This is a genomic window from Brucella sp. NBRC 113783, assembly GCF_040372265.1.
Lineage (GTDB): Bacteria > Pseudomonadota > Alphaproteobacteria > Rhizobiales > Rhizobiaceae > Brucella > Brucella teleogrylli.
The window spans coordinates 1-18,328 of sequence record NZ_BAABRX010000013.1 but is presented as its reverse complement, the minus strand read 5'-3'; the positions used below and the strand labels follow the sequence as shown (position 1 = coordinate 18,328).

Below are 18,328 nucleotides of genomic sequence, written 5' to 3'. Positions count from 1 at the left end.
AGCGAATAGATAGTCTATTTACAGGTAATAGACCCCGATCCGTTTGCCGCCGATAATCTCAACCGAGATATCCATGTCGTAAATGTCGCTTAGAATTTCCGGATGGATCAGTTCGTCCGGCGTGCCCTGATGCGCGACCTTGCCGTTGCGCATGGCGACGATGTGGTCGGAATAGCAGGAGGCAAAGTTGATGTCGTGCAACACCAGCACGACCGTCTTGCCAAGCTCATCGGCAGCGCGGCGCAACAACTTCATCATCGATGCCGCATGCTTCATATCCAGATTGTTCAGCGGTTCATCGAGAAGCACATAGTCCGTATCCTGACAAAGCACCATGGCCACGAAGGCGCGCTGGCGCTGGCCGCCGGACAATTCATCGAGAAAGCGATCGCTTAAGCTTTCAAGGCCAAGATACTGGATCGCCTGTTCGATATGCTTGCGGTCTTCGCTGTTCGGTCGCCCCTTGGAATAGGGATAGCGCCCGAATGCCACCAGATCCCGCACGGTCAGTCGTGAATTGATGGCGTTTTCCTGCCTCAGTATGGAGAGGCGCTTTGCCAGCACATCGCCCGAGGTGGTGGTGACATCCAGACCGTCCACGGTCACGCGGCCTTTGTCCATCGGCAAAAGGCGGCTGACCATGGAAAGCAGCGTTGATTTGCCCGCGCCATTGGGGCCGATGATCGATGTTACGCCGCCCGCGGGCAGGTGCAGGGACACGTCATCGACGACAAGAGCGCCGCCATAGGATTTGCTGACTTGGCTTATTTCGATCAACGTGCATTTCCCCTGACAAGAAGGATAATGAAGACGAGACCGCCCAGGAATTCGATGATGACGCTGAGCGCGGTATTGAAGGCAAAGGCCCGTTCGAGAATGGTCTGGCCGCCGACAATGCAGATGGTGGCCAGCAGGACGGCAATCGGCAGGACGACGCGATGTTTCCCCGAGCCTGCCAGCATGTAGGCGAGATTGGCCACCAAAAGGCCGAAGAAGGTGATCGGTCCGACAAGGGCGGTCGAAACCGCGACAAGCACCGTTACCATCAGCAGGATGAGCCGCACCACGCGGCGGTGATCTACACCGAGATTGATGGCAGGCTCGCGTCCAAGCGCCAGTACGTCAAAGACATGCATCAGCCGCCAGCCATAAAGCGATACGGCGGCGACGATGATCGCCGAGAGCGTCAGAATATCGGCGTTGATCGTGTTGAAGCTGGCAAAAAAACGATCCTGCAACACCGCGAAGAGATCGGGATCGAGCATACGCTGCATGAGATTGGACAGGCTGCGGAAGAACACGCCGCAAATAATGCCGACCAGCATCACCAGATGCAGGCTGCGCGCCGCGCCCGAAAACAGCCAGTAATAGAGTGAACCTGCAAACAGCACCATCACCAGCGTTTCGGTGACAAAGCGCATGTTCGGTCCAATCCAGTCGACCTGCACCGCGCCGAAGAAGAACACCACAACGGTCTGGATCAGAATATAGAGCGCATCGAAGCCCATGATGGAGGGCGTGAGGATGCGATTATTGGTGACGGTTTGAAACAGCACGGTCGATACCGCGATTGAATAGGCCACCAGCACCATGGCGGCGAGTTTGGTGCCGCGGAAGGACAGGATGAACGACCAGCTGCCCTTCGCGCCGATTGTCATGAAGGCAATGGCGGCGAGTAGCGCGATCGCGCCGAGAAGCGGAATGAGGATAGCGGGGCGTTTAAGCAAGGCGTGAACCCCGCCGCAACAGGAGGTAAAGGAAGATGACGCTGCCCACGACGCCCATCATCGTGCCGATGGGAATTTCATAGGGAAAGCGGATCAGACGCCCGGCAATATCGCAGGCGAGCACCAAACCCGCGCCGAGAACGGCGATCCATGGCAAGGCGCGGCGCATATTGTCGCCGACGAACATGCTGACGACATTGGGCACGATCAGGCCAAGAAACGGGATCATGCCGACGGTGACGACGACCGACGCGCTGACCATCGATACGATGATGAGGCCGAGCGTCACCACACGGCGATAATTGAGACCGAGATTGGTGGTGAAATCCTCGCCCAGCCCCGCGACGGTAAACCGGTCGGCGGCGATATAGGCGACGACGGTGAGCGCGAAGGCGATCCACAGCAATTCGTAGCGTCCGCGCAGCACGCCGGAAAAGTCGCCGGTCGTCCACGAATTCAGCGATTGCAACAGATCGAAGCGGTAGGCGATGAAGGTCGTGATGGCGCTGACAACGCCGCCGAGCATGATGCCGACCAGCGGCACGACCAGCACGGAGCGAAGCGGGATGCTGCGCAGGATACGCAGAAACAGCGCCGTTCCCGCCACTGCGGTGACGGAGGCAACCAGCATCTTGACGAAGACGGGCGCTTCCGGCGCAAAGAGAATAACCAGAAGAATGCCGAGACTGGCGGATTCGACCGTTCCCGCCGTCGAGGGCTCGACGAAACGGTTGCGGGTCAGCATCTGCATGATCATGCCGGCAACGGCCATCGACATACCCGCCAGCACAATGGCGATGGTGCGCGGAATGCGGCTGACAAGCAGCAGTTCAAGCGCGCTGCCGGGGCTGCCATCCACGCTTTCACGGGAATAGAAAAGCGCATGCAGTGAGACGTCGCCGACCCCGATAAACAGGCTGATGACAGCCAGCACGGCGACAACAACTATAGCTGCAGCTAGTCCCTTCACGCTTTATCCTGTTCTCTTGCCTTGTCATGCATCGGGCTGTCCGGCATGGCGGACAGCCCGGGTGACTGGGTCAGAAAGTGCCTGACTTTTACTTTGCCTTGTCGAAGACTTCCGACAATTGATCGATAGTGCCGTGCAGGCCATTGAGACCGCCACCGACGAGATACCAGTTCTGCGACTTCAGATAGACGATCTGGTCTTTCTTCGCCGCCGTGGTCTGGCGAACGAGATCATTGTCGAGAATCTGCTTGGCGGAATTGCCCTCGCGACCGATGGCGGCGTCGCGGTCGATCACGAACAGCCAGTCAGGATTGGTCTTCAGAATGAATTCCTGGCTGATCGGCTGGCCGTGATTGCCCTTGGTGGTCAGGTCTTTGGCGGCAGGCGTCACGCCATAGGCGTCATGCAGCATGCCAAAGCGCGAACCGGGACCATAGGCGCTCATCTTGCCGCCGGTGGTGAGGATCAGAAGACCCGTGCCCTTGTCTGCGGCTTTCTGCTTCAGCGCGGCAACATCGGCGTTGAGCTTTGCGATTTCTGCCTTGGCTTCCGCTTCCTTGCCGAAAATCTCGCCAAGCTTTTCAACATTGGCTTCTGTGCCGCCGATGAGGTCCTTCGAGGAGACCGTCAGATCGATGGTGGGCGCGATCTTTGCAAGTTCCGGATATTTGGCTGCCGAACGACCGCCCACAATGATGAGATCCGGCTCGGCGGCATTAATGGCTTCATAATCCGGCTCGAACAGCGTGCCGACTTTCGGATAATCGTCGGACTGGTACTTCTTGAGGAAGTCCGGGGCGGTGACCAGCGTTGGCACGCCGGAAACCTTGACGCCGAGGCGGTCGAGATTGTCGAGCGTCGCCAGATCGAGCACGATGACCTTGGCTGGCGAAGCAGGCACTGCCGTTTCACCCTGCGCATGCTTGATGGTGATGTCTGCGGCGCTGGCGGCGGAGGCCAGAGAAAGCGCCACGACGGCTGCGCCACAGAGGCGGGCGACATGTTGGCCGAAATTCAGCATGGTGCACAATCCTTTCGTCAATCCTGTGCTTTATAGTCCAGTTTTCCGCAGGTCAAAGCCCGACGGACAAAAAACGCTCAATTGTCTGTGTGTTCGGGCTTCCTGCCGAGCAGAATGAAGTTCAGGCTGTCCGCCACTGTCAGCGGGATCATCGAACCATGCCCCTCGTTGGCGAAACGGTGAAAAGCCGTTTCCAGCTGCGGCAGCGGTTCCAGTTCCTTGTACACATCCGTGCCCGATGGCCCGCCGCGCAGCTTGCGCATGCGCTGGATATCCGCAGGCGATTGACCGGGGCGGGAACCGCGCTTGCCGGAGGTTTCCATCAGCAGACGCAAAGGGTGGGGAGCCGATTTGAACGAGGCGATGAAACGATCCTTGTCCGACAGGATCGAATGATTATCCCACCAGATCGAAGGGTCGGCAGCGCTGTAGGTCTGGAAGGAATTCGTGTGATTGAACAGCGCATAGAGCGTGAAAAGCCCGCCCAGGGAATGGCCGAACAGCGCCTGCCTGCTTTTGTCGATGGAGAACCGCTTTTCGATTTCGGGCTTCACCCGTACTTCGATGAAAGCAAAGAACGCATCGCGACCGCCGGTCTTTGGCTGGTTGGCCGGATCGGGCGTCAACTGTTCACTGGTCGCCGACGTCAGATCGAAATAGCGCAGCCGCACGATTTCATCAGCATCGTCGGTCGGATAACCAATACCCACCAGAACGGCCTTGAGGTCATCGTTCTTCGCCATTTCAGCAGCGGCAAGCGGCAGCATGCGATTGCCGTCGACCATATAAATGACGGGATAGCCGCCTTCGGGAGCGGCTTCAGCGGGCGCTGCGGTGAAAATGCGATAGGAAATGCCGTTGGCTTCCATGTCGAAGGAAGCGCGCACCTGTTCTGCTGCCTGAACCGTGGAGGCAAAAATCATGCTGCCGACCATTAGCGACAAGGTCTTCTTTATGTTCTTCAGAGCGCTCATTGAGCATCCATTCAATCGAAAAAATGACGCCAGCCTTTCGTTTGGCTGGCGTCACACTGCGTCAGATCAGAAGCGCGACGTCATGCTGACCCAAAGGCGACGACCATCGACAACCGTGTTGAACTCATCGACATCGATTTGCTTGTCGAAGATGTTGTAGATGGCTGCGTTGAACGTCACGTTCTCGCTGAAGTCATAGGAACCGCCGAGATCGACCGTCGCGTAGGGCTTGTACTTGCGCGCCAGAACGGTCTTTCCGTCCGCTGCATAGACCGGCGTACCTGCTGTTCCGATACGCGCGCCGGCATTGGTTTCCTCGCCATGATAATTGGCGGCGGCCCATGCCTTCAGCCCCTCGACGGGGGTGATCCAGTCGCCGCGCAGGCTCGCCATATGCTTCGGCGTGCGGGCCAGCGGAAGGCCCGCATAGGTGCCGGTCTTTTGTTCGGAATCCGTATAGGTGTAGTTGCCGCGAAGGGTGATCGTGTCGGTTGCTTCCCAGTTGAAGGTCAGCTCCACGCCCTGCATGACAGCTTCATCGATATTGAAGGCATACCAGAGACGGTAGTTCGGATCTTCGCTCCAGCGGACGGGATCGCCGTTGCTGTCGGTGACAAGCGCGTTGGAAATCTTGTCCTTGAAGTCCGTGTAGAAGTAGGTGGCGCCCAGACGAAGGCCGGTCTGGTTGTCCCACAACACGCTGGCTTCGTAGCTGGTGCTCTTTTCCGGTTCCAGATTTGGGTCGCCGATGATGACGCCGCAGGTGCCGGTCGGGCCGTAGGAGCAGCCGCCGCCGCCCGTCGTATAAGCATAACCCGGTGCGATGGTGCGGATATCGGGGGCCTTGAAGCCGGTCGAAATACCGCCCTTGAAGGTGATCTGATCGGTCGCGTGCCATACCGCATAGCCGCGGGGACTCAAATGCGAACCATAGACCTCGTGATCGTCCATGCGCAGACCGCCGGTCAGCGAGAAGTCGGGCGTCAGCCACCATTCGTCTTCGGCGAACAGCGCCCATTGGCGTACGCTGAATTCTTCGTCCAGTCCGGTGCGGCGTCCCGGATTCTGGTCGGTGAGAACCGTGTCCATGAACTGGCCGCCGGTGACGAGCGTGTGATTGCCGTACAGTTCGAACGGCGTGGTGAATTTGCCGTCGAGCACCGAGTTCTTCACATGCGGAGAGCGAAGGTTCTCGACATAGCTCTTCGATGCGTTGTTCCAGTTGAAGTTGGTCCGCTCGGACCATTCCTGCATGAAGGAGAATTCCGACGTGGTCGGGCCCCAGCGGCCGGTATGGCTGATCGACCAATGGTCGCGGTCGTTGTAATTGTAGGAATCGACAGCCGACGCGGTTTTTTCCGTCGTGTTGCCAACGGTGCTGTCGCGGCGCAGGCGCGTCTTGCCCAGTTCAAGCTGGATATCGTGGTCTTTGTTCGGGGTCCAGGTGATGCGACCCGTGATGTCGACATCCTGCTGCTCGGGCGAGCCGCTGACGATCTTGTCTTCCTGACGCTTCAGGCCGCGTCCCCAAAGCTGCACGCCGATAAGGTCCGGCACCAGCGGTCCCGTGATATAATAGGAACCCTGAAGGGAATTGCCGTATTTGGAATGCTGCTGAGCAACGCCGTCCACCGTGAACGAGCCGCTCCACTTGTCCGACACTTTCTTGGTGATGACGTTGATGACACCGCCCATCGCATCCGAGCCATAGAGCGAAGACATTGGACCGCGAATGACTTCGATACGCTCAATGGCGTTAGCAGGCGGAAGGAAGCTCTGTTCGAAACCGGAATTGCCGTTGGTGCGGGCATCGCGGGTGCTCTGGCGCTTGCCGTCCACGAGCAGCAGCGTATAGGAGCCGGGGAGGCCGCGAATAAAAATATCGCGTTCGGCGGCAGGGCCGGTCACGGCCACACCCTGCACGTCTTTCAAGGCGTCGGTCAGGTCGCGATAAGCGCCTTTTTCAAGCTCTTCGCCCGGCACGACGGTGATGCTGGCAGGCGCATCGGTGATGTTCTGCTCAAAGCCCGTCGCCGTCACCACGATCTGGTTCAGCTTGACCGTGCCATCGGATGCAGTGTCAGCAGCCTGTTCGCCTTCCGCAGCCTTTTTCTTCTGGGCTTCGGTTTCTTCAGCGGTGGCGCTGGTCGCACTATTTGCTGCTTGCGCGAAGGCGCCCGTTTCGCTTAACAAAAGGGCGGTTGAAAGACACGTCCCTGCAAGGATCGCTCTGGAAGCAAGCTTTCCTCTGGTAATCTGCCTGCCTTGCGCGCCACTGGCACACAAGCCCCAAAACAAGCTGGTCATTTTCACCACCGTCTAAAGTTGAGTTTTCTACTCTCCTTATGTATGGCTATAAGATGACGTCAATCATCATGTTTTAGAAACTTTCCAAGTTTCAAAAAACGCAACTGACGAGGCAGGCATCGGAAATGGCGGATAAGCGGGCGAAGAGCGCAAAACCGGCGGAAAAGGCCGAAAGCGATGGCGCCAATCCTCGTCTGGGGCAGTTGCGGCTGCTGATTGCGCTTGATGCACTTCTTGTGGAAGGCAGTGTCGGTGGCGCGGCCAAGCAGATGGGCTTGAGCATTCCGGCGATGAGCCGTCTGCTGGGGCAGATCCGCGACCATTTTGACGATCCAATCTTTGTCCGCTCCGGTCGCGCCATGATCGCGACGCCAAAGGCGGAAGCATTGCGCGGTCGCTTGCGGCGTTTGGCGAATGAAGCCGATGCCTTGATGAAGCCCGATGCAGAAAACGCGCATGTGTCAGCCTGCACCGGACATCATGGATGGAACCGCAGCGCTATCGTTACGCCGCCGCCACTGACCATCCGCAAGGTGACGGATCTGGAGAACCACCCGTCGGCGGAATATACCGCCGCGCAGTTCGCCGATATCCAGAGCGAGAACGACCCGACGCGGCGGCTGGCCAAATATATTGCCGTCGTTGGCCGCAAGGTGGGGCACACCCGTCCGCTGGAACTGCATGAGGCGGAAGATGCCTTCACGACCATTTTCGCGGGCGAAGCGGACCCGATGCAGATCAGCGCGCTGTTGCGCCTGATCCATTATCGCGGGCTGACCGCGCCGGAGCTTGCAGGCATGGCGTGCGCATCCGCGCGGTTTTATGCGGCGGGAACGAATATCAACACGCCTGCGCTGGATTGGCCCGCCTACCTGTCTCCCAATTCTTCGCAGTCGCCATGGTTCATGCTGTCTGCACTGCTCGTCGCGCGCGCCGGTTACCCGGTGCTGATGCATGGCAGTTGCGGTGTCGGCGAACTGTCCGGCAAACTGGAGATTGCGGCGGAAGCGATCAACATGCCGATTGCCACATCGCATGAACTGGCGGAAAGTGCGCTCAGAGCGCATGGCATATGCTTCATGCCGATGGCGGGTTTTGCGCCGCAGGTGCAGGCGCTGCTGGCGCTTTATCCGCTATTCGAGTCCCGTTCGCCGGTGAACAGTCTTGTCCACCTCCTGAACCCGTTGGGGCTGAAATCGTCATTTCTCGGCGTGTCGCAACCCGCTTATCGCGAGTTGCATCGCGATGCTGCCGTGCTGCTCGACATGCAGTCGGTTTCGGTCGTCTCGACCAGCCGCGATGTGGCGGAACTGGTCCCGCACCGCAAACACACCATATATCGCCACGTGCAGGGGCATTCCAGCGCCTTGCAGCTGCCGACGCTTTCGAAAGCCAGCAGCGACAAGCATTCCAGCCTCAGCTCTTTTGAATATTGGCACGGTGTTTGGAGTGGCACCGCCACCGACGAGCGCGCCGAAAGCATAGTCATCGCAACGGCAGCCATGGCCATGATGACGGTATCCGCCGCTGATAATAACAGCTATGATGCGTTCCACCAGAAAGCCGCAGCCATGTGGCGCAACCGTCATTCGGCTAATACACAAGTCGAAAATCGGTAGGGGTTAACCCCAATATCTAGACCGCATCCTCCGTCCTATTATCCCCCTGTCAAGCAAATGGGGAGGATTTGCCGGAGGAGCGATACGTGCGAACTGATGGGCCAGGTTCTGGCACCCGTTCTGCCACGACCCACCCATCCAGCGTCCTTTCAAGCTGACTCACCACACCACCGCTTCAAGGCGTGCAGTGCGCGTATTCGCGCCGGTCAAGCCTCCCCATTTGGCGTCTGGTGCGGCGACCTGAGGAAGATCAGAAAGGACCCACTATGTCCAAGAAGAAATGCGCGATCATCGGTTCCGGCAATATTGGCACGGATTTGATGATCAAGGTGATGCGCACATCGAAGAATATCGAGATGGGCGCAATGGTCGGCATCGATCCGAATTCGGATGGTCTGGCACGCGCCGCACGGCTCGGCGTGCCGGTGACCCATGACGGCATCGACGGCCTGATGCGTATGCCCGAATATCGCGATATCGATATCGTGTTCGATGCAACTTCGGCCAAGGCGCATCTCCATAATGACGCGCTCTTGCAGAAGGACGGCAAGAAGGTCATCGACCTGACGCCTGCCGCCATCGGCCCCTTCACCATTCCCGCCATCAATGGCGACGCCAATATCGACGAGCCGAACGTCAACATGGTCACATGCGGCGGTCAGGCGACGATCCCGATGGTCTATGCCGTCAAGCGCGCCACCGACCGCGTGGTCTATGGCGAAATCGTCGCTTCGATCTCGTCGCGTTCGGCTGGTCCCGGCACCCGCGCGAATATCGATGAGTTCACCGAAACCACGTCGAAGGCAATCCGTGAACTGGGCGGCGCTGAACGCGGCAAGGCGCTGATCATTCTCAACCCGGCAGAACCGCCGCTCATCATGCGCGATACGGTGTTTGTTCTGTCGCAGGGTGGCAGCCGCGAAGCCATCGAGGCTTCGATTGCCGAAATGGTCAAGACGGTACAAGCCTATGTGCCGGGCTATCGCCTCAAGCAGAAGGTTCAGTTCGAAGTGATCGGCGACAATGCGCCGGTTCGCGTACCGGGCATCGGGCTCGTATCGGGTCTCAAGACGACCATCCTGCTCGAGGTCGAAGGCGCTGCGCATTATCTGCCCGCCTATGCCGGCAATCTCGACATCATGACATCCGCTGCATTGGTCACCGCTGATCATTGGGCAGCAAAAGCGCTTGCCAAGGAGGCTGCATAATGGCCCGCTCCAATCCCGATAAGCTCTATGTTCAGGATGTCACGCTGCGCGACGGCATGCATTCGATCCGCCATCAATACACGCTGAAGGATGTCGTCGCGATTGCGAAGGCGCTGGATGCCGCCAAGGTGGACGCGATTGAAATCACCCATGGCGACGGCCTTGCCGGTTCGACCTTCAATTACGGCTTTGGCCTGCATGACGATGTCGAATGGATCGGCGCGGTTGCCGAGGCCTGCGATCATGCCCGTGTCACCGTGCTGCTCATTCCGGGCATCGGCACGGTGCATGACCTGAAGGAAGCGTATAACGCCGGCGCGCGTTCGGTTCGCGTTGCGACCCATTGCACCGAGGCCGATGTATCACGCCAGCATATCGAGGCTGCGCGTGAACTGGGCATGGACACGATCGGCTTTCTGATGATGTCGCATATGGCCGAACCGGAAAAGCTGGTCGAACAGGCGAAGCTGATGGAAAGCTATGGCGCGGAATGCGTCTATGTTACCGATTCGGCAGGCGCGCTATTGCCTGAGCAATATACGCTTCGCGTCAAGGCGCTGCGTGATGCGCTGCAACCTGAAACCGAAATCGGCGTTCACACCCACCACAATCTGACGCTTGGCGTTGCCAATGCCGTTGCCGGTATCGAAGCAGGCGCTGTTCGCGTCGATGCGTCGCTCGCAGGCATGGGGGCAGGGGCCGGTAATGCGCCGCTTGAAGGTCTGATAGCGGTTCTCAACCGCAAGGGCATCGATACGGGCTGTGACCTCTATGGCCTGATGGATGCCGCCGACGATCTGGTGCGTCCGTTGCAGGACCGTCCGGTGCGGGTGGATCGTGAAAGCCTCTCGCTTGGCTATGCGGGCGTCTATTCGAGCTTCCTGCGTCATGCGGAAAACGCCTCGAAACTCTATGGCGTCGATACGCGCGAAATCCTCATCGAACTTGGCAAGCGCCGCATGGTCGGCGGCCAGGAAGACATGATCATCGATGTCGCGCTCGACATTCTCAAAAACAAGGCCGCATAAGCGGCCCACTCAGGAGGAAATGCTATGACCGTCTTGGAGGGCGCGGCTTCTGCACGCGTAGAAAAAGACACTTTGATTACCGATGGCGATCGCCGTCGCGCGCTGATTGGCAGCGCGGTAGGCAGCACCATCGAATGGTATGATTACTTCCTTTATGGCACCATGTCGGCCATCGTGTTCGGAAAGCTGTTCTTTCCGTCCGATGATCCGGTGACCAGCCAGCTTCTGGCGCTTGCCTCTTTCGCGCTGGCTTTCCTAATCCGCCCCATCGGCGGCATCGTGTTCAGCCATATCGGCGATCGTATCGGACGCAAGAAAACGCTCGTCATCACTCTGTCCATCATGGGCATTTCAACGGTGTTGATCGGCCTGATGCCGACCTATGCCACCATCGGCGTCTGGGCACCGATCATCCTGACGCTGCTGCGTCTGTTGCAGGGACTCGCGCTCGGCGGCGAATGGGGCGGCGGCGTGCTTCTGGCGGTGGAATATTCCCCGCGTAACAGGCGCGGCTTCTATGGCGCTGTGCCGCAGACGGGCGCATTGTTCGGTCTGGCGCTCGGCAATCTGGTGACGTCCGGCCTTGCGCTCGGCTTTTCGGAAGAAGCGTTCCTGTCCTATGGCTGGCGCATTCCGTTCGTGCTGTCCATCGTGCTGGTCGCCATCGGTATGTGGATCCGCAACACGGTTGATGAAACCCCGTCCTTCAAGCGCGTGGCTGCGGCCAACACCGCCAAGAAAGTGCCGTTGGTCGAAACACTGACCAAGCATTGGCGCGCGGTTCTGATCGTCATCGGCGCGAAGTTCATCGAAACCTCGACCTTCTTCCTGTTCGCAACCTTCACCGTGTCCTATCTCGTGGGACTGGGTTTCGAGCGCGTCCATGCTCTCAACTCGGTGCTGATCGCCGCATTGATCGCTGTTCCGGTCATGCTCTACTTTGGCAGCCTGTCCGACCGCATCGGTCGCAAGAAGGTCTTCCTGCTCGGCACTGTCGCCATGGTCATCTATACGGTGCCTTATTTCTGGCTGCTCAATCAGGGTTCGTGGGTCGTGGCGACGCTTGCCGTCGTGATCGGTTTTGCCATCATCTGGTCGACCTATGGTTCGGTTCTCGGCACGTTCTTCGCCGAAAGCTTCCCGGCAGATGTCCGCTATACCGGCGTGTCGCTCGGCTATCAGGTGGGTGCAGCTATTGTCGGTGGTCCGCTGCCGCTGATCGCAACGGCTCTGCTTGCCAAATATAATGGCAGCTATCTGCCGATTGCTGTGTTCATCGCGGCTTGCGGCGTTATTTCGCTGGTCGCGGTCGCCTGCACGACCGACAGAAGTGGCCAGCAGCTCGACGACTGATCCTGTTCTGCAAAACAAAGGGAGCCGGCTTATGCCGGCTTCTTTTTTGCGCCTTCGCTGAAGGACAGTTTCTGGCGCACCAGCTCCGCCACATTCGTCACCTGCATCTTTTCCATCACGCGGCTGCGATGCACTTCAACCGTCTTGATGCTGATATCCATCAGATCGGCGATCTGCTTGTTGAGCTTTCCCGCCACGATATATTCCAGCACTTCTTTTTCGCGTTGCGTCAGGCTTTCATAGCGGCGGGCAAAATCATCCGCCTGCTGGCGCAACCTTGCGTTCTCCCGCGCCTTGGCGAGACAGAATTCGATCCGCTCCAGTACATACTTGTCGTCGAGAGGCTTTTCGATGAAATCCACCACACCGTCGCGGAAGGCCGTGACGGCCATCGGCACGTCACCATGACCGGTGACGATGATTGTCGGCAGATCGACGCCAAGCGTTCGCAGGCGCCGGTGCAGTTCAAGACCGGTTATGCCCGACATGCGCACATCGGCTATCACACAGCCGGACATGTCCGGGGATGCGGCATCCAGAAAAGCTTCCGCCGAATCGAAAGCGCGGACGGTGTACTGGCTCGATTCCAGCAGCCAGACGAGCGAATCCCGAAAAGCCTCGTCGTCATCGATGACATAGACCGCTTCGCTCATACGGCTTTTTCCCCAAGCGTGCCGCTGACAGGCAGCGTGAAATGAAAAGCTGTCCCGCCGTCCGGATTTGGCTCCGCCCAAAGCCTGCCCCGGTGGAACTCCATGATCGAGCGACAGATATTGAGCCCCACGCCCATGCCTTCGGCCTTGGTCGTGTAGAACGGGTCGAATATCTTGGCCATCTCGTCTTCAGCAATGCCTCCTCCGAAATCCAGCACAGCTGTTTCCACCTCCTGCCCGTCAGGACTGATTCTGGCCGAAACGACGATATCGCGCCGTGGCGCTGGCACGGCTGACGTGGCCTCGGTGGCGTTTCGCAACAGATTGAACACAACCTGTTCGATCATAACGCGGTCGGCCAGTACGGTCGGCAGGTCTTTCGCTATATCGACCTTGATCTTGAAACCGCGCCTGCGCGATTCAATCTCGGCGATGGATGCGGTCTCCTCGACAATCTCCCGCAATATTTGCGGCTGCGGGGTCGGCTCGCTGCGGCGCAGAAAATCGCGGATGCGCGCCACGATGCCAGATGCGCGGCTTGCCTGCCGTGACGCTTTCTTCATGGCGTCGAGCAACGCTGCGCGGTCGTCGGTGCCTGCTTCCAGCCGCCGCACCGATCCCATGCAATAATTGCTGACCGCAGCCAGCGGCTGGTTCAGCTCATGGGCAAGGCTGACAGCCATTTCGCCCATCGAAATCAGCCTCGCCGTCTGTTCGAGCCGCAGGGCGCTGTCGCGCTCGAAGGCAAGGGCCGCTTCGCGTTCGGCCTGCGCTTTCGCTTCCTGCTCGCGCATCTTCGCCTGCAAAACCTCGAATTCCTGGCCGGTTTTCTTGAAAATCTCCACGGCGCGCGCAATATCGCCAATCTCGTCGCGGCGATCCTGATCCTTGACGGTCAGATCGTATTTGCGGCGGGTCAGTTGCCCGATTACCGCTGTCAGTCGCCCGAGCGGTCGCGTGATGCTGCGCGACAGGAGAATCAGAAGCGCCGTGGTGACAACGGCGATGGTGGCGAGAATCCCGCCTGCGCGCAGCAGCACGGCCTTGGTTTCACTGTCCACATCTTCCAGATAAATGCCCGTCGCGATAAACCACCGCCACGGCTCGAACGGCATGACATAGGCCATTTTCTCGCCGCTCACATTCGTGTTGGGCTTGGTGAATTCATAACGCACCACGCCGCCGCCGGACTTGGCGGTGTCGATCTGCATCTGCACGTAATGGCGGCCTTCGGAATCGACCAAGGCGGAAGCGTCGGTGCCTTCAAGATCGGGCCGGATCGGCAAAAGCACGGAATTGCCGTCGAAATCGTCGATGAAGAAATATTCGTCATTGGCATAACGCAGCTTGCGCAGCGTTTCGACGGCATTTTCCTTGGCGGCAGCTTCGCTGATCTCGCCGCTTTGGAAACGATCATATTCTTCCTGAATGATCTTGCGGCCGATTTCGGTCAGGTTGCGAACCATGGTGACACGGTCATCGATCATCTGTTCGCGCAGCGCATGCACCGTCACCGCCGCCATGACCAGCAGGCCGATCAGGCTGACAAGGCTCGACAGAAGAAGTTTGGAACCGATACCCAGTTTGATTCTCATCACGCCCATTCGCAGCAGCCGACGGGGCAATCTGCCCGCAATTCCCGTTTCCACGCACTGTTGCAGCAGCGTGGCGCTGTTGGCAACCGGCAGTGCACGCGGATTTTTCCGATGCCGGGGTCTATCAACTTTGTGTCATTTGCCCTAGATCATCCAGGAATACGATACAGATTATCAGCCGTTGTCGTCGGAATAGTGCGACAACCAAATATGCCGGGTTCCAGCCTGTTTGCAGTGCATGCCTCCCAATGCCACGCGACAGGCCAGCTGGTTGCATTTCTGAAGGGCCTAAAATGGAAAAAGCAGATATCGGAATGGTCGGTCTTGGCGTGATGGGTTCCAACCTGGCGCTGAACATAGCCGAGAAAGGCTACACGGTGGCTGTCTATGATCGTGACGAGCCGGTGCTGAAAGCTTTCCTCGATAAAGCCGGTCCGCTACGCGACAAGATCATCCCCTGCGCCACTTTCGAAGAATTGGCGGAAAACACGCGCAAGCCGCGTCCGTTCATCTTCCTCATCAAGGCGGGCGCGCCTGTCGATGCCGAAACGACTCGGCTGAAAGCTCTTCTCGAGAAGGGCGATATCATGATCGATGCGGGCAATTCCGATTATCGCGATACGGTCCGCCGCCTCAAGGCTCTTGGCCCGAATGATCCGACCTTTGTTGGCATGGGCGTTTCCGGCGGCGCGGAAGGCGCACGCCATGGCCCGTCGATGATGGTGGGTGGAACGCCGGAAGCTTATGAGCGCATCGCGCCGATCCTTCTCGCCGCCGCCGCGAAATATAAGGGCGAACCATGCTGCGCGCTGGTCGGTCCTGACGGTGCGGGCCATTTCGTCAAGACGATCCACAACGGCATTGAATATGCCGACATGCAGATGATCGCCGAAATCTACGGCATCCTGCGCGACGGTCTCCGCCTTTCGGCTCCGGCCATTGGCGATGTGTTCGAAAAATGGAATTCAGGTCCGCTCGATTCCTATCTGATCGAGATCACCGCCAAGGTTTTGAAAACCACCGATCCGGAAAGCGGCAAGGCGATGGTCGATATGATCCTCGACGAAGCCGGACAGAAGGGCACCGGACGCTGGGCCGCCATTGAAGCGCAAATGATGGGCGTTCCGGCAACGGCGATTGAAGCTGCGGTCGCCGCGCGTTCGCTTTCGTCTTTGAAAAGCGAGCGTGAGGAAGCCGCGAACATCTACAAGCCTGCGCCGCGCACGCTCGACGTCGCGGATCACACCAAGTTCCTTGCCGATCTGGAGCAGGCATTGCTTGCTGGCAAGATCGCTGCCTATGCACAGGGCTTTGCCGTGATGGAAGCCGCGTCGAAGGAGCATGGCTGGAACATTCCGCTGGCCACCACAGCTCGTATCTGGCGCGCCGGTTGCATCATCCGTTCGGAACTGCTGGACGATATCGCCCAGGCATTCGAGGGCAATGAAAGCCGCAACCTTCTGCTGGCTCCGGCTTTCGTGGAGCGCATGCAGAAGGCGTCGAAGGGCCTGCGGAACATCGTTTCCAAGGCTGCGATTGCTGGTTTGCCGGTTCCCGCACTTGCATCAGCGCTCAACTATTTCGACAGCTATACGCAGTCGCTTGGTACGGCGAATCTCATTCAGGGCCAGCGCGATTTCTTCGGTTCGCATGGCTTCAAGCGCATCGACAAGGATGGCGATTTCCACGGCCCTTGGGGCGAATAATCGCTTCCAACACCTACTGCTTAAAAAAGTCGCCCAGTTGGGCGGCTTTTTTCATGTCGCATCCAGATATGGCTTTAAAGGTATATCGTCATGGGTAGGAACGGTTTGGCGTTCGATCATGTGATGGATGCGGGGAGGGCTGTCGCCACGATGCAACTCATCAAGATGTTTTGCAATCTCGGCATCGGCATGGGTCAGCCGCTGGCTGTGGCGGATATATTCGATCCAGGTCGGCACATGATAGCTTTCCGTCCAGACGCTCGGGTTTTCGAGATCACGCAATAACACCCATTGCTTAGCTCCGTCGCGAATTCTGGTGCGCCGCCGCAGCGCCATTGTGGCGAGAAATTCCGGCACGTCTTTCTGGTCGATGGAATAATCGACCATCACCATGATAGGGCCGCTGCGGGCGCGCAGGTCGAGCTGCAGTTGCGGCTCGCTGAAGGCGTTCGTCGGATCAAGGTTCAGCGATTCGAAATTGGGCTGGCGCAAGATGAAGCCGAGCAGCCCGCCGACAATCAGCACGGCGCTCGCGATGAACAGCGCACCCGATACGCTGTGCAGGTCGGCCAGTTGCCCCCAGACCCAGCTACCCAAGGCCATGCCGCCGAAGGTTGCCGTCTGGTATAATGACAACGCACGACCGACGACCCAGCGCGGGGTCGAAAGCTGCACAGTCACATTGAACAGTGAGAAAGCCTGCACCCAAGCCATGCCAGCTGGCATCAACAGAAGGCAGCTCAACCACACCCGGTTGCTCATGGCGAGGAAGAAACAGCTGACAGCGAGCGCGAAGAATGCGCCGCGGATCACCCATTCATTGCTGAGAATATCGCGCACCCGCCCGATCAGTAGCGCGCCGCAGATCGCGCCGAAACCGAAAAAGCCCAGCATAATGCCATAGGTAATGGCGGTGCCCTGCACCTGATCGCGCGCAACGAGTGGCAGGAGCGCCAGAATCACCACGGCGCTGAAGCCGAAAGCGAATGAACGCACCATGACCTTCAAAAGATTGGGCGACATGGTCACATAACGAAAGCCCGCTGACATGGCGCTGCCGAAGGATTCGCGCGGCAGCGGGTTGCGCGGTGTCACTTTCTTCCAGCGGAAAAGCGCGAAGATCAGGGCGAAATAGCAAAACACGTTAAAGAGAAAGGCAAAGGCCGCACCCGCCGTCGCGACAATGATGCCGCCAATGGCCGGGCCGATACTGCGCATGAGATTATAGCTCATGCTGTTGAGCGCCACTGCGCCCGGCAGATGTTCACGGGGAACAATGTCGCCCATCGAAGCTTGCCAGGAAGGATTATAGAGCGCGCCGCCGCATCCGATCAGAAAGGTGAGGCTGAGCAACAGCCATGGTGTCAGTGCATTACTATAAGAGAGTAGCGCCAGCATCGCCGAAAAGCATAGCATCATCATCTGCGCGATAAGCATGATGCGTCGGCGGTCGTAATTGTCAGCCAACGCCCCGGCGGCGAGCGAGAAAATCATCACCGGCAGCGTCATCGATGCCTGGACCAGTGCCACCATCCCATGAGATGTGGTCAGACTGGTCATCAACCAACCGGCGGCGACGCCTTCGATAAGTCCCCCCAGATTCGATACCAGCGTGGCAGACCACAGCGAGCGGAACGTCCGGGACTGAAAGGATTCGAGCGGAGAGGCGCTTTTGGGCATGGCGTTTTCTGCATCTACGGGCTTGTCTTCGATCCCCTGGAAAAGAGCACGAAGAAAGCGCATCGGCGGGATACAAACCACGGTATAATGAATTGCCCGCTACGGAAACACGCGAGTACCGTTCCGGCCATCACTGAACAAAACAAGATGAAATATCCCGTCGTTCTGGCTCTGGCCCGGTGAAGTGGGCTGTCGCTGGCGTATTCGAGACGCTCTTCCTTACTATGGCACCATGAACGACGCTGTCCGCGCTTTACAGAATCGGGTGTCCATGCAGCTTAATAAGGAGTAAATTTCGTTCCTTATCCCTGTGGAAAAGAAAATCGCATTTTTATCGAAAGCTGTGTTGACAGTTTGTGAGTGCGGGGCCTATATAGCGCCACAACGAGGGCGGCGACGCTGCTAGCGGCAGGTTGCTTCGTCCTTGAGTTCTGGTGAAAGCGGTTGACAGGCTGTTGGCTGACGAGTAGGTGGGGCGGCCAAGATT

14 protein-coding genes are annotated in these 18,328 nt (G+C 58.5%); 5 read left to right on the top strand and 9 right to left on the bottom strand.

All coding sequences use genetic code 11. The features are described from left to right. Positions 1-18: 18 nt before the first annotated feature. The 6 genes from ABWW11_RS23055 to ABWW11_RS23030 all read right to left on the bottom strand — a co-directional run bounded on the left by ABWW11_RS23055 (position 19) and on the right by ABWW11_RS23030 (position 6,999). On the bottom strand, positions 19-777 hold the full coding sequence (locus ABWW11_RS23055; RefSeq protein WP_109366979.1) for an iron ABC transporter ATP-binding protein: 759 nt from the start codon (positions 775-777) through the stop codon (positions 19-21). Then, the gene (locus ABWW11_RS23050; RefSeq protein ID WP_124915326.1) at positions 774-1,727 is read right to left on the bottom strand and encodes an iron chelate uptake ABC transporter family permease subunit; all 954 of its coding nucleotides are present in this window, start codon (positions 1,725-1,727) and stop codon (positions 774-776) included. The genes ABWW11_RS23055 and ABWW11_RS23050 overlap by 4 nt, the downstream gene beginning before the upstream one ends. Continuing rightward, a complete protein-coding gene (locus ABWW11_RS23045) occupies positions 1,720-2,697 on the bottom strand; it encodes an ABC transporter permease (protein ID WP_109366981.1) in 978 nt (325 codons plus the stop codon). The genes ABWW11_RS23050 and ABWW11_RS23045 overlap by 8 nt, the downstream gene beginning before the upstream one ends. An 88-nt stretch (positions 2,698-2,785) precedes the next feature. After that, positions 2,786-3,718, bottom strand: a complete 933-nt coding sequence (locus ABWW11_RS23040) for a siderophore ABC transporter substrate-binding protein (protein WP_109367948.1) — start codon at positions 3,716-3,718, stop codon at positions 2,786-2,788. Between the two features lie 77 nt (positions 3,719-3,795). Then, the gene (locus ABWW11_RS23035) at positions 3,796-4,692 is read right to left on the bottom strand and encodes an alpha/beta hydrolase (protein ID WP_109366982.1); all 897 of its coding nucleotides are present in this window, start codon (positions 4,690-4,692) and stop codon (positions 3,796-3,798) included. Positions 4,693-4,758: 66 nt separating this feature from the next. Next, positions 4,759-6,999 carry a TonB-dependent receptor domain-containing protein gene (locus tag ABWW11_RS23030; RefSeq protein ID WP_109366983.1) on the bottom strand — a complete coding sequence of 747 codons (2,241 nt, stop codon included), beginning with the start codon at positions 6,997-6,999 and terminating at the stop codon, positions 4,759-4,761. A 125-nt stretch (positions 7,000-7,124) separates the two neighbouring features. Between ABWW11_RS23030 and ABWW11_RS23025 the strand changes: the two genes are divergently transcribed. The 4 genes from ABWW11_RS23025 (at position 7,125) to ABWW11_RS23010 (ending at position 12,207) form a co-directional block, all read left to right on the top strand. Continuing rightward, positions 7,125-8,618, top strand: coding sequence for a glycosyl transferase family protein (locus ABWW11_RS23025; RefSeq protein WP_124915327.1), 1,494 nt, complete (start codon positions 7,125-7,127; stop codon positions 8,616-8,618). 266 nt (positions 8,619-8,884) lie between these two features. After that, complete coding sequence (locus ABWW11_RS23020) at positions 8,885-9,826, top strand: acetaldehyde dehydrogenase (acetylating) (protein WP_109366985.1); 942 nt, start codon at positions 8,885-8,887, stop codon at positions 9,824-9,826. After that, entirely contained in the window at positions 9,826-10,854 is a 1,029-nt protein-coding gene (gene dmpG / locus ABWW11_RS23015; protein WP_109366986.1) for a 4-hydroxy-2-oxovalerate aldolase, read from the top strand. The genes ABWW11_RS23020 and dmpG overlap by 1 nt, the downstream gene beginning before the upstream one ends. A gap of 24 nt (positions 10,855-10,878) precedes the next feature. Beyond that, positions 10,879-12,207, top strand: a complete 1,329-nt coding sequence (locus ABWW11_RS23010; RefSeq protein WP_109366987.1) for an MFS transporter — start codon at positions 10,879-10,881, stop codon at positions 12,205-12,207. A 29-nt stretch (positions 12,208-12,236) separates the two neighbouring features. On the opposite strand, the gene ABWW11_RS23005 is transcribed toward ABWW11_RS23010, so the two are convergent. Further along, positions 12,237-12,860 carry a response regulator transcription factor gene (locus tag ABWW11_RS23005; protein ID WP_109366988.1) on the bottom strand — a complete coding sequence of 208 codons (624 nt, stop codon included), beginning with the start codon at positions 12,858-12,860 and terminating at the stop codon, positions 12,237-12,239. Next, a complete protein-coding gene (locus ABWW11_RS23000) occupies positions 12,857-14,455 on the bottom strand; it encodes a cache domain-containing protein (protein ID WP_319081252.1) in 1,599 nt (532 codons plus the stop codon). Before ABWW11_RS23000 ends, ABWW11_RS23005 begins: the two co-directional genes overlap by 4 nt. 293 nt (positions 14,456-14,748) lie before the next feature. Here ABWW11_RS23000 and gnd point away from each other — a divergent pair, with 293 nt between their 5' ends. After that, positions 14,749-16,161 carry an NADP-dependent phosphogluconate dehydrogenase gene (gene gnd / locus ABWW11_RS22995; RefSeq protein WP_109366990.1) on the top strand — a complete coding sequence of 471 codons (1,413 nt, stop codon included), beginning with the start codon at positions 14,749-14,751 and terminating at the stop codon, positions 16,159-16,161. A gap of 51 nt (positions 16,162-16,212) precedes the next feature. On the opposite strand, the gene ABWW11_RS22990 is transcribed toward gnd, so the two are convergent. Continuing rightward, positions 16,213-17,841 (bottom strand): MFS transporter, encoded by a 1,629-nt coding sequence (locus ABWW11_RS22990; RefSeq protein ID WP_109367949.1) that lies wholly within the window; start codon positions 17,839-17,841, stop codon positions 16,213-16,215. Positions 17,842-18,328: the final 487 nt, after the last annotated feature.